Below are 13,964 nucleotides of genomic sequence, written 5' to 3'. Positions count from 1 at the left end.
GGGTCGTTGTATATCGATTTCAAGCGACTGTAACAGATTTGTAATCACTTTTATTTATTAATTTTAATACATTGATTTTTCTAAAAATTAAATATATTTATATATCAATATCCAAGTGTTTTATTTTGGATATAAAAGTAAATATTTCATTGGAAAATTCAAGTTATATGTACTGGTGATGAGCGGACAGAATGGAAATACTGTCCGCAAAACAGGATGATATCTAGCCGGTATTACGCAACCCTTGTGCAATACCATTAATTGTCAGATGGATGAGCTGGAGTATCTCACTATTATCCGGCTGCTGGCGTAATTGTTGCAGCAGATGTATCTGCAACCAGTTCAGTGCATTCAAATAGGGAATACGCAAGGCCAGAGAACGTGCCAGAGTGCGGTTATCACTCAGGTAATGCTGACGTTGCAAAATATTAAGCAAAGCCTGCCGGCTGCGTTCAAACTCTTCAGAAAGCATGGTGTAAATGGTTCTGGCAGCTTGCTGATCACTGGCAAGATCTACATAAGCCTCAGCAATAGTGAGATCGGCTTTGGCCATGACTTGATCCATGTTGGAAAGCATGGTTTGAAAAAACGGACTGTTTTTAACCTGCTGCTGTAAGCGTTGCAGATTGGTGCTGTCCTGTTCAATCAGTTCCGCTACTGCACTACCGAAACCATACCAGGCCGGCAGCATCAGGCGGTTCTGGGTCCATGAGAATACCCATGGTATGGCGCGTAAGTCCTGAATTTTAGCCAGTGTTTTCCGGCTGGCGGGGCGGCTGCCAATATTCAGGCTCGCAATTTCCTGAATCGGGCTGGTTTGCAGAAAATAATCAATAAAGCCTGGGAAGGTAATTAATTGCCGGTAATGTGTGAATGCGCTGGCAGACAATGCATTCATCAGTTCGCTGTCAGGCTCGCTGTTGTGCATAGGTAAAACAGTAGCTTCAAGCGTAGCAGCAATGAGTGCTTCAAGATTACGTTCTGCATTGGTCGGATCAGCATATTTGGCGGTAATAACTTCTCCTTGTTCAGTAATGCGTATTTGTCCGGCTACGCTGCCAGCCGGCTGTGCCATGATTGCGTCGAATGAAGGTCCGCCACCGCGACCGACACTGCCACCGCGGCCATGAAACAGGCGCAGACGGATATGGTGCTGACCAAATAGTTGTACCAGTCTCGACTCAGCCTGATAAAGTGACCACTGGCTGGTTACATAACCACCATCTTTATTACTGTCGGAGTAGCCCAGCATAATTTCCTGCAGGTTATCACGACTACGCAAAAAAGCACGATACCAGGGCAGATTAAACAATTTATCCATAATACTGATGCAATTATGCAAGGCATCAATGGTCTCAAACAGAGGAACAATATTAATCCGGCTGGTCGGTTTCTCATTACTGATGCTGAGTAAACCGGTTTCTTTCAGCAATAACGCTACCACCAATATATCGCTAACGGTTTCGGCGTTAGAAATAATGCACTGATTGATAGCGCTTTCACCATAGTTATTTTTAATATTCGCCGCAGTCTGGAATATAGCCAGCTCACGCATGGTGTGTGGACTATACTGAATATAAGGGCTGTATAGCGGGCGCTGGGTGCTTAATTCACGTAACAGAACGCGCTGTTTGGCTGCTTCACTTAATGTCTCAAATGTTTCAAGACCGGCGTGTGTAAACAGCTCGGCTACAACTTCGGCATGTTTGGCTGCATGCTGACGCAAGTCGATGGACATCAGATGAAAACCGAACAGGGAAACAGAACGAATCAGGTCCGCCAGTTTGCCTTGTGTGAGCAGGGCACTGCCATTTTGTTGTAGAGAGCTGGCTATATTATTAAGCTCCTGCAAAAGTTCCGCCGGTTGTTTATATGGAGGCAGACCATGATGCTGGTTGTGTGGAGCAATATTCAGTTGCCGGGAGGTAGCATTCAGGCGTGCCTGTATATAGGTAAGAGCACGGCGGTATGGTTCTTCGCTATGAGCCGTTGCAGTATCCGGTGACTGCTCGGCCATATGATACACGCTGCTGTCAATCTGAACGCGACGAGAAGAAAGCGGCAGCAGCTGGTGCAGCTCATCCAGACATTGATGATAATGCTTTAACAAAGTGTCACCCTGAAAGATGAAAGCTTCCTGTAAAGTATCTGCATTAACATACGGATTACCGTCACGATCTCCGCCAACCCAGCCACCGATACTGAGTACATCAGGAAGAGTTATTTGCGGATACGCGCTGGTGAGCTGCTGTTGCAGTTTGCGGTAAAGAGCTGGTACCGCTTTAAAAAAACTCAATGGAAAATAGTTAACGCTATTATAAATTTCATCACTTACACTGATTTTGAAATGGCGCGTTTCATCAGTCTGCCATAAGGCCAGCAGAATAGTTTCAGCCTGTTGCTTTAGCTGTTCGTTATAGTGATGATCAGAATGGTCGTATTCACTGAGAATGGTGCGGATATGACGCTGAAAGCACAGAATACACTGGCGCTGTACTTCAGTCGGATGAGCGGTTAGCACTGCACTGATACTGGTTTGCTGCAAAATCTGTTCCAGTTGCGCAGCACTAATCTGCTGTTGCTGAATCTGGTTGATAACATGAGTAAAACTGGTGCGTCCGGGATGCTGTCTGTCATTTTCATATGCCTGTCGCCGCCGTTCATGGTGCGCATCTTCGGCAATATTCAGTACTTGTGCAAACAGGCTGCATGCACGAATTAAATCTTGCTGTTGTTGTAAATCCAGAGTAGGCACTACCTGTTGAATGATGATTTGTGGCTGATTACCACTGAGGAGCTGGCGCAATACAGTTTGCACAGTAGCTGTAGTTTCGTTTTGCAGGACGTTAAATAGTGCTTCAGTCAGGAATTTGATATCAGCCGACAGGGGCGCATCTTTACGCTCGTCCAGAAGTGATGTTGGCATTGTGTTCTCGCTTTTGCAGACTTGTGTTTATACTGAATAACCTGCGTCCATGATATTACGTGGTGATGGTACGGGCAATACTACTGATTTGATAAGAGTTATAACCTCAGCTTCTTAGGTTACAAAAATATATTCTTTCTCAATCACCCAAACAGCCTTTTATATTGTTGGCTGATTCTGATTTAACAGAATGATTGAATTTATTTTTACATTCTGTTTTTTTTGACTTGTTAATTCATTTTCTTGTTGTGGTTGGTATTTTGCGCTTGGAACATAGCCCGAACAGGATGCTTCCAATGTGTGCCGGTGTGTCTGATACAGCTACCGGTATTGTTTGTGCCTGCCAGGTCTGTGGGAGAGAAGGTTATGCTGTTTTTAAAACAGCCATCTGTACTGCCCGGTTTTTCGCTTAGTCTCGGCATAAGTGTGTTATCGCTGTCAGTACTGGTGCTGTTGCCATTTACGATGCTGGTATGGACTGTTACTGATCTGGGCTGGCATGGTTTTATACAAGTCATTTCTGAACCAAGGACACTTGCTGCGGTATGGCTGACTTTGAAAATGTCTTTACTGGCAATGCTGGCCAGTGTGCTGCTGGGAACTTTGGTGGCATGGGTATTGGTACGTTACCACTTCTGGGGTAAGGATCTGGTTAATGCATTGGTGGATTTGCCGTTTGCTTTACCTACTGCAGTAACAGGGGTGGCTTTGGCTACCTTATATGCACCTACAGGGTGGATAGGTGCGTTATTAACCCGGTTTGGATTGCAGATAGCATTTACACCGGCAGGTATCTGGCTGGCATTGTTGCTGGTAAGCCTGCCATTCGTCGTACGCGCAGTACAGCCGGTGCTGGCAGAATTATCAGGAGAATATGAAGAAGCTGCGGCTATTCTGGGCGCTTCCAGATTAACCATTGTATTCAGGGTACTGCTGCCGGAGGTTTTACCGGCACTGGTAATGGGGGCAGGTATGGCTTTTGCACGCGCTACCGGAGAATACGGTTCCGTAATTTTTATTGCCGGTAATGTGCCATTTAAATCAGAAATTCTGCCGCTGATTATTGTCAGTAAATTTGAATTGTTTGATTTGCCTGCAGCGGCAGCGGTCGCATTATTTATGTTAATAATTTCCTTTACCATTTTGTTTATGCTGAATTTGTGGCAATGGCGTTTGAGCCGGCGTATGCAGGGGCGATACTGATGAGCATAGTTAAAACCAATGAGTTGCTTACCGAGCCACGCTGGCTGCGCTACTTGCTGATAAGCATAACGCTGCTGTGTCTAGGTTTGCTGTTACTTTTGCCGCTGTTATCGGTATTCAGTTTTGCGCTGGCAAAGGGCTGGCAATTGTATCTGGCTGCTTTGACTGATGAAGAGGCACTCTCAGCCATTCGTTTGTCCTTGCTGATTACTGTTATTGTGGTGCCGGTGAATGTGATACTGGGTGTGGCAATGGCCTGGTTGTTAACCCATTTTTCATTTCGTGGTAAACAGTTATGGACAACCTTGCTGGATCTGCCATTTGCAGTCTCACCGGTCGTTGCGGGGCTGATGTTTGTTTTACTCTTCGGAAGTAACAGCTGGTTCGGTGGTTGGATGGAAACACATGGAATACAGATTATTTTTGCAGTACCGGGTATGGTGCTGGCGACTCTGTTTGTTACCTTCCCTTTTGTGGCGCGTGAGCTCATCCCTTTAATGCAGGCTCAGGGAAGTAGTGAAGAACAGGCTGCACTGATACTGGGTGCCAGTGGCTGGCAAATGTTCTGGCGTGTCACATTACCCAATCTGAAATGGGCTCTGGTTTACGGCATTATTCTGACTAATGCCCGTGCAATGGGTGAATTCGGGGCTGTCAGCATGGTTTCAGGCCATATCCGCGGTGAAACCAATACAATGCCTTTACTGGTAGAGATGATGTATAACGAATACAACATGGTAGGGGCATTTGCTGTTTCCAGTTTACTGGCCTTGCTGGCTTTATGCACGCTGGTATTACAGAAATATCTCGACTGGCGGCAGACACGTTTGTTCAAAGATGCACGGCGCGAGCAGATTGCAGTAAGCGACTGAATAAGTAAAGTACCGTGCTGGGTAGCGATTATGAGTATTCGTATTAAACAATTAAATAAATATTATGGTGATTATCATGCCTTGCAGAATATTAATCTGCAGGTACCAACCGGTTCACTGACGGCATTGCTTGGTCCGTCCGGTTGTGGAAAAACCACCTTGTTACGCATCATTGCCGGGCTGGAACGCGCAGATTCAGGTGAGCTGTTTTTTGCTGATGATGAGGTCAGTAATCTGCATGTGCGTGAGCGCCGGGTCGGATTTATGTTTCAGCACTATGCCTTATTCAGGCATATGACCGTATTTGATAATGTGGCTTTTGGTTTACAGGTACTGCCTAAACGCATTCGCCCGAATAAAGCAGAAATAGCTGCCCGGGTGCATGAATTATTACAACTGGTGCAGCTTGACTGGCTGGCTAAAGTATATCCGCAGCAACTATCCGGAGGTCAGCGCCAGCGTATTGCTCTGGCACGTGCTCTGGCTACCAGACCAAAGCTGCTGCTGCTGGATGAGCCGTTTGGTGCACTGGATGCTAAGGTGCGCAAGGAATTACGCCAGTGGCTGCTGGAAATTCATCATCAGCTTGGGATTACCAGTGTACTGGTTACACATGATCAGGAAGAGGCGCTGGAAATGGCCGACCAGATAGTGGTGATGAATCAGGGAAAAGTTGAGCAAAGCGGAGCTGCCTCATCTTTGTATGATAATCCTGAAAATGTATTTGTTACTGAGTTTCTGGGTGAGGTTAATGTATTTGAAGATGCCTGTATTGAACACGGGCAATTGTGTCTGGGGCATTATCATGAACCTATTACCACAGGAGAAAAAGCCCGTCAGAATGTAGCTGTTTATATCCGGCCTCAGGAAATACAGGTATTAACTCATATTCAGGATAATGTAATTGCCAGTGCATGCGTAGAGGAAATACATGCTATCGGTGCACAAATAAGGTTATGGTTGCGCCGGGTGGATAATAATCAGCGTATACAGGTATGGCTGTCGCCGGCCGAGTTTCGTACGCTGTCATTACAGCCGGCTCAGACAGTATGGTTCAGACCTCAGCGGTTAACTATGTTCAGATTGCCGGAGATGGTGGATTACGTGATTTAATTATATTAATCTTATACTAAAAGCATATAAATAATTAAATTAGAATAAAATCTGCCTCGGTTATATATGTGTTTTTATTTATATAATTTCAAATATTTTAAGTTAGTAAATATTAATTACAGGTATTTTTTATCTGCAGAAAAAAGATTAATTAAATGGCAGCTAAGCTATCAATACCAATAAAGATATAATTCAAAAAAAATTATCACAATAAATATTGAATAAATAAAAAACGGCTACCGAAATGATATTCGGTAGCCGCTTTAATTAAATCATCTATGATTTAATTACCCCAATAGGCAGCAAAATTATTTTGCTGAACAAATTGTTGTATCTGATCCGGCATGCCGGAAAGAGAACTATCCTGTCTGGCGGTAAAACCGGACATAGCCGAAGCCAGTTGCTGAGCCTGACTGGCTACAGCCGGACCTTCATTTGCTACAGGAGTAGAATTTCTGGTCAATAAATCACGGTTAAGTAAACTTTTTGAAGTTAGACCATAGCCGGATTTGCCGGTTTGGGCAGACAAGTAATTTCCTTTAATAATATCTTGATAGCTGATGGTTTTATCATCAAATATAAAGTTGAAAGATTGGGCTCCTATACCAAAATAAAAGTAGCTACTCAAAGTTACAGAATCATCAGTACCATATGCCCACACGATCAGATCATAACCGGAACGCCTAAATACAGCATTGGTAAGATTTGCACCCTCAAAAACAATATCATTAAATTCACTGGATATATTGTTCCCCCTATCATCGATAATATCCTGTCCGTGACCACGCTGAAACAGATAACGATCTTTTCCATTACCACCATGCAGATAATCGTTACCGGCACCGCCATTCAGTATATCAAAGCCGCCATATCCATTAAGAGTGTCATTACCGGCTCCGCCATTGATAATATTTTTGCCTTCCCAACCATTAATTGTGTCATTGCTGCTATCGCCATAGGTAATATAGGTATAATAATCCTGAAAATCCTGATAGGTGATAATTCTGTCTTCAAAAATGAATTTATAAGCTTTGGCTGGTTTATAAATGCCATTATTGAAATAATCATTAATAGTAACAGAATCATTCGAACCATAGGCTTGAATAATCAGATTTTCACCAGAGCTGGTAAATACGGCATCAGCAAACTTAGCACCTTGGAAAACGACTTCATTAACATCATCGTAGGGATGGCTATCATGAATAATGTCTTGCCCGTGTCCGCGCTGAAATAAATAACGGTCTGCGGAATCACCACCATCAAGAAAATCATTACCGGCACCACCATTAAGGGTGTCATTGCCATAGTTACCATATAATCTATCATTGCCATCACCGCCATTCAGGACATCATCCTTATCTTTTCCGTTAAGAGTGTCATTACCGGCGCCACCATTCAGAATATTTTTACTATACCAGCCATCGATTATATTATCAGTATCATCACCATCTGCAGTAAAAGTGAAATTATTTCTGATATATTGATAATCAACGGATTTATCGTTAAAAATAAAGTTGAAAGCATTAGCTGAGCTGTTAGTGAAATAATCAGTCAGAGTAACAGAATCCTCCGATCCATAGGCACGGATAATCAAATCTTTGCCGGAGCGGGTAAAAACTGCATCGGCAAAATTGGCACCTTCAAAAACAATATCATCAATCTCATTTGAGTAATAATTATTTCCAGTATCATTGATTGTATCCTGTCCGTGTCCGCGCTGAAAAAGGTAACGGTCTTTTTCTCTGTTGCCTCCGTTCAGGATATCATTACCGGCACCACCATTCAGTATGTCATAGCCACTATTGCCCCATAAGGTATCATTGCCATTACCTCCATTCAGGATATCATTGCCGTCTCTGCCCCATAAGATATCGTTGCCATCATTCCCGTTCAGAGTATCATTGCCACTGTATCCGTCTAGAGTATCATTACCCATGTCTCCGTTCAGAATATCGTCACCATTGGTACCTGTTATTTTTTTATTAATATTCTCCGTGGGCGTTAAAGTATAATGATTTTTAAGATATTCATAATCAATAGTTTTATCAGTAAAGATAAAATTAAAAGCTTGTCTGGAACCGCCAGTAAAATAATCAGTTAGCGAAATAGAATCATCTGAGTGATAAGCTTGTATGATTAAATCGTTCCCGGAACGGGTAAAAGTAGCATCAGTAGAGTAGGCATCTTCAAAGATAACGTCGTTATATAAGGTGTGGTTACTATTATAATACCCACTATCATTAATAATATCCTGTCCGTGACCATACTGAAACAGGTAAGTGTCTTTTTCATTATAACTACCGTATAGGAGGTCATTGCCTGCACCTCCGATCAGAACATTAGAACCACTGCCACCATATAATTTGTCATCACCATCACCACCATTAAGTATATCGTCACCGCCTGCTCCATTGAGTTCGTCATCGCCGTCATCTCCATTCAGAACATCATCTTTGTTTTGCCCATATAGAAAATCATTACCGCCACCGCCGATAAGAATATTTTTACCATCCCAGCCATCAATTTTGTTATTGGTATTATCACCAATGGCGGTAAAAGAGTAATTGTTATTGATAAGTTCGGAATAAGTAATTACTTTGTCGTCAAAAATAAAATTATAAGCATGGTAATTTGTATAACTATCTTTATAAAAATAATTATTTATAGTAACGCAGTCATCGCTACCATAGGCATGGATAATCAGATTATTGCCAGAACGGGTAAATATCGCATCTGCAAAATGTGCACCCTGAAAAATCACATCATCCGTTTTCACAGGATTGTTATAATAACTTTCTTGGATGATATCCTGTCCATGTCCGCGCTGAAACAAATAAGTGTCTTTTTCATTACCTCCGCCATCAAGAAAATCATTACCGGCACCACCATTGAGGATATCCGAACCGCGACCACCATTTAATCTATCGTTGCCGGCACCGCCATTAAGAGTATCGTCACCATATTGTCCGTCTAAATAGTCATCGCCGTCATCGCCGTTTAAAATATCATCTTTATTTTTACCATACAAATTATCATTACCGGCACCGCCATAAAGAATATTCTTGCCTTCCCAGCCAGATAGGGAGTTTCTACGACTGTCTCCTATGGTAGTAAGGGTATAATTATTTACTATATATTCATAATTAATGGTTTTATCATCAAAGATAAAATTGAAAGCCTGTTTATCCTTATTAAAATAATTAATTATAGTAACGGAGTCATCACTACCATAAGCATGGATAATCAAATTATCTCCATACCGGCTGAATACAGCATTGGCTGAATAGGCTTCTTTAAAGACAACATCATTACTATTTGCTGACCCCACAATAACGTCTTGTCCATGTCCTTCCTGAAATTGATAGCAATCTTTTTGCCCGCTTCCTCCGTAGAGCATATCATTACCTGTACCACCGATAAGAATATCGTTACCGCTCTGGCCATATAATATATCATTACCGGCACCGCCATTCAGGGTATCATTACCGATACCACCATTAAGTATGTCATTGCCATTATCACCATTCAGAATATCATCCATATTCTGACCATTAAGGACATCATTACCGTCGCCGCCATTTAAAATATTTTTGCCTTCCCAGCCGTTAATAATATTATTTCGGTCGTCGCCGTTAGCAGTAAAGGTATAATTATTTTTGAGATATTCATAAGTGATCGTTGTATCATCAAAAATAAAATTAAATGCGCGACTGTCCATTTCATAGTTAAAATAATCATTCACAGTGACAGAATCATTTGAACCATAGGCACTGATAATCAGATTATTACCAGAGCGGGTAAAGACAACATCAGCTGATTTCGCACCCTCAAAGACAAGGTCATTAATTGCAGAGGTTTGATTAAGTTTACCCAGATCATTAATTATGTCCTGTCCGTGCCCTTTTTGGAACAGGTAGCGGTCTTTTTCAGAATCTCCGCCATTAAGAATATCATTACCGGTGCCCCCGTTTAATGTATCGTTACCAGCACCCCCATTAAGAATATCGTTACCGTTTTCTCCGTTGAGTTCGTCATTACCATCACTGCCATTCAGGGTATCATCACCATTTCTGCCCCACAGGGCATCATTACCATTACCTCCGTTCATAATATCCTTACCGGCCCAGCCGATAAGGGTATTGTCACCTGCATCACCATTGGTTGTAATAGCATAATCGGTTTTGAGATTTTCGTAAGTAACGGTTTTATCATCGAAGATAAAGTTAAAGGCACGGCTGCTTCTACTCAGATCAAAATAATCCGGCAAGGTAACAGAATCAGTAGTACCGTAGGCTCGGATGATCAGATCATTACCGACGCGAGTAAATACGGCATTTACTGAATTGGCCCCCTGAAAAACCAGATCATTGCGTTTCTGTTGCCAGTAAGAAATGGCGTAATCATCCCCTTTATCATTGATAATATCCTGACCATGGCCCCGCTGGAAAATATACTGATCTTTTTCGTAATCACCGCCACTGAGGATATCGTTACCAGTGCCGCCATTGAGAATATCAAAACCATTGCCGCCAGTAATTGTATCATTGCCGGTACCGCCATTGAGCTGGTCATTACCGGCATCACCATAGAGAATATCATCTCCGTCATTACCATAGAGAATATCATCTCCGTTATTACCATTAAGAATATCGTTGCCGTAACCACCATCAAGAATATCGTTGCCATTACCTCCGCTCAGGGTATCGTTACCGTAACCGCCATTAAGTACATCATTACCGGCTTCACCATAGAGAATATCATCTCCATCATCGCCGTTAATAATATCGTCGCCATCAGCTCCATTCAGAGTATCATTACCGGAACCGCCATAAAGAGTGTCGTTACCATTGCCGCCATTTAAGATATCATTGCCGGCATCGCCGTAGAGAGTATCATCATCGTCATTGCCGTTAAGAGTATCGTTACCGTTGCCTCCATACAGAAAATCTTTACCCTGCCAGCCATTAATGTGATTGTCATTACTATCGCCGCTTACACTAAAGGTATAACTACTTTTCAGATTTTCATAGGTTATCGTTTTATCATTGAAGATGAAGTTAAAGGCACGGCTGTTTCTGGTATAGTCAAAATAATCATTTAAGATAACAGAATCTTTGGCGTTATTAGTGTAGATAATCAGATTATTACCGGAGCGTATAAAAAATGCTTCAGTGGAATTGATATTTTCAAAAACAATATCATTGCGTTGTTGTTGCCAATAAGAGTCAGAACTATCGTACCCCTGATCACTGATAGTATGCTGTCCGTGGCCGTTTCTGAATACGTACTTGTCTTTTATCCAGTCTTTACCCTGAATAAGACCATTAGTGTTTGCTGGATTCAGACTTTCTGCAAAAGCTACTGATTTCAGAGAATTTATTTCAGTCTTTGACTGGGAATTACTTTGCTGTCTGAATAAGTTGTTTAGTGTTTCCATAATTTTGATTCTCCTTGCTTAAAGTTTGTATTATTAAATGAGTTTGCTGAATGATCAGAATCAGCACTAATTATGATATTTAAATTTTAATCATTATAAATCAAAGTTTTATGTATCATAATCAGAAGTTATATATACTATGTATAACCAGTATAAAAATTGATAGATATCAAATAATCTTCTTTTATTTAAAATATTTCTATTTTTTTTAATTATATAAATAGTTGTTTATTATTAAAATTTATGCATTAATAATTTTATTTATAATTTATATAATATATTTATGAAATTTAAATTATGACAAATTGAATTCTAATTGCTTCGTAATATATAAAAGGGCATATCTGACTATATGTAGATATGCCCTTGAGATTTACTGATGATTAATGGTCGCTGACACGTTCAATAATTGCGCCCACTCCGCCTAGCTTCTGTTCTATATTTTCATAGCCACGATCAAGATGATAAATACGCTCAACAATAGTTTCACCACTGGCCACCAGACCGGCAAGTACCAGACTGGCGGAGGCGCGTAAATCGGTAGCCATAACAGTTGTACCAGATAATTGTTCTACACCTTCCACAATTGCAGTATTACCTTCAGCTGATATCCGGGCACCCATACGATTGAGTTCGGGTACATGCATAAAACGGTTTTCAAAAATGGTTTCTACTACTTTACTGTTACCGCTGGCAATACTATTCATTACCATAAACTGTGCTTGCATATCGGTAGGAAATGCCGGATAGGGCAGGGTGCAGATGTCGATAGCTTTGGGACGCTGTTGCATGTCGATGCTGATCCAGTCGTCACCGGCTTCAATAATTGCGCCGGCTTCACTCAGTTTTTCCAGAATGGCCTGCATGGTTTTAGGTGCGGCATGTTTAAGAACGACTTTGCCGCCGGTCATAGCCACAGCACACAAAAAAGTTCCGGCTTCTATGCGGTCGGGAACGACACGGTGACTGTATCCGTGTAACTTTTCTACATAAGTATAGTATATGTAACGATATTTTTATTGCAGGTAAAGTATTATGTAAATCTTAAATAATAGCCTGATTATATGAATTATTATAACTTAGTAATAACCAGCTAATCATAACCTATTCACTGCAATTACTCCGAGGAATGTATTTATGTATTGCTCTTAATACTAAACCAAAATAGCTCTACCAAACGATTTTAAAGTTTAATTTATTAGTGTTATATCCTACTGAAACAGTGATATTGTTCAGAACATGAATGGTTGAATTATGTTGAAATTGATTGATATGATTTATAGCATAAACACAATTTATTACAAGATTGCTTTGTCTTTATGATATTTGAAATTGCTGCTTGATAGAACATAATATTATATTTATTGATAATATAAAATATATCAAATAATTATGAAATTATAAATAGCCACCGAACTTTATTTCGGTGGCTATTTAGAATAATAATAAACTACTTAATTATTCCAAGATGTGGCAATAATGTTGCTCTGATTAAAATGTTGAGTTTGATCAGAATTTACCAGTGATCCATTTTGCGAAGACGTAAAATTAGACATGGCCATTATTAAATTTTGTGCCTGAGAAGACAAAATGTTGTTTCTACTTGGAGTATTGTTAAAAGCAGAAATATTATAATTTTGAGTGCCGTTTAGGTGAATTTCAATTGAACGCACATAAATATGCACATCTTTAGATGTGAAGGATTTATCTTTAAAGACAAAATTTTCGATGGCGTAAGTGTCACTATAGAAGAAGTCGGTGACGCGGATAGAATCTCCTTCGTTATAACCATAGATAATTAAATCATAGTTATCTTTGCGGAATTTGACTTCGTCAGAATTAACATCGGTAAACTGGATGGTATCAGTACCTTTGATATCATAAATTTTGTCCTGGCCATGGCCTTTGGCAAATACGTAAGTATCATTTCCCTCACCACCTACCAGATAATCATTACCGGCGCCTCCGTCGAGTAAATCGTCACCGCCATAAGCGTAAAGAGAATCATCACCGTCACCGCCGTTGAGCACATCATTGCTATTACCGGTAGTAATGGTATCGTTACCATCGCCACCATAGATAATAGCCCGGCCATTTTTTAAGGTGATGGTATCATTGCCGGTAGTGCCATAAAGCACCATACCTTCTTTACGTAAATCATCCAGAGTGAAGGATTTGTCTTTAAAGACAAAATTTTCGATAGCGTAAGTGTCACTATAGAAGAAGTCGGTGACGCGGATAGAATCTCCTTCGTTATAACCATAGATAATTAAATCATAGTTATCTTTGCGGAATTTGACTTCGTCAGAATTAACATCGGTAAACTGGATGGTATCAGTACCTTTGATATCATAAATTTTGTCCTGGCCATGGCCTTTGGCAAATACGTAAGTATCATTTCCCTCACCACCTA

7 protein-coding genes are annotated in these 13,964 nt (G+C 40.9%); 3 read left to right on the top strand and 4 right to left on the bottom strand.

Annotated elements, in window-relative coordinates; translation table 11 throughout:
- Positions 1–223: 223 nt before the first annotated feature.
- Positions 224–2,926: a phosphoenolpyruvate carboxylase gene (gene ppc, locus H3U82_RS09735; protein WP_198210373.1), complete on the bottom strand. Its 2,703-nt coding sequence runs from the start codon at positions 2,924–2,926 to the stop codon at positions 224–226.
- 366 nt (positions 2,927–3,292) lie between these two features.
- Here ppc and cysT point away from each other — a divergent pair, with 366 nt between their 5' ends.
- The 3 genes from cysT to H3U82_RS09720 are packed head-to-tail and all read left to right on the top strand — an operon-like array spanning position 3,293 to position 6,114.
- Positions 3,293–4,129 carry a sulfate ABC transporter permease subunit CysT gene (gene cysT, locus H3U82_RS09730; protein WP_025329851.1) on the top strand — a complete coding sequence of 279 codons (837 nt, stop codon included), beginning with the start codon at positions 3,293–3,295 and terminating at the stop codon, positions 4,127–4,129.
- Complete coding sequence (gene cysW, locus H3U82_RS09725; protein ID WP_198210371.1) at positions 4,129–5,001, top strand: sulfate ABC transporter permease subunit CysW; 873 nt, start codon at positions 4,129–4,131, stop codon at positions 4,999–5,001. The genes cysT and cysW overlap by 1 nt, the downstream gene beginning before the upstream one ends.
- A gap of 30 nt (positions 5,002–5,031) precedes the next feature.
- On the top strand, positions 5,032–6,114 hold the full coding sequence (locus H3U82_RS09720; protein WP_198186682.1) for a sulfate/molybdate ABC transporter ATP-binding protein: 1,083 nt from the start codon (positions 5,032–5,034) through the stop codon (positions 6,112–6,114).
- A 283-nt stretch (positions 6,115–6,397) separates the two neighbouring features.
- Here the strand turns inward: H3U82_RS09720 and H3U82_RS09715 are convergent, their stop codons facing one another.
- From H3U82_RS09715 to H3U82_RS09705, 3 genes are all read right to left on the bottom strand, one after another.
- A complete protein-coding gene (locus H3U82_RS09715; protein WP_198210369.1) occupies positions 6,398–11,551 on the bottom strand; it encodes a calcium-binding protein in 5,154 nt (1,717 codons plus the stop codon).
- A gap of 383 nt (positions 11,552–11,934) precedes the next feature.
- The gene (locus H3U82_RS09710; RefSeq protein ID WP_370524709.1) at positions 11,935–12,555 is read right to left on the bottom strand and encodes a hypothetical protein; all 621 of its coding nucleotides are present in this window, start codon (positions 12,553–12,555) and stop codon (positions 11,935–11,937) included.
- Positions 12,556–13,005: 450 nt separating this feature from the next.
- Positions 13,006–13,964: calcium-binding protein (locus tag H3U82_RS09705; RefSeq protein ID WP_304944958.1), on the bottom strand; the 959-nt coding region annotated here is incomplete at its 5' end.

Origin of the sequence: Snodgrassella sp. W8132 (genome assembly GCF_016100865.1) — a bacterium.
GTDB lineage: Bacteria > Pseudomonadota > Gammaproteobacteria > Burkholderiales > Neisseriaceae > Snodgrassella > Snodgrassella alvi.
The sequence above is the reverse complement of the archived record's forward strand: the minus strand, read 5'-3'. Positions and strand labels throughout refer to the sequence as shown.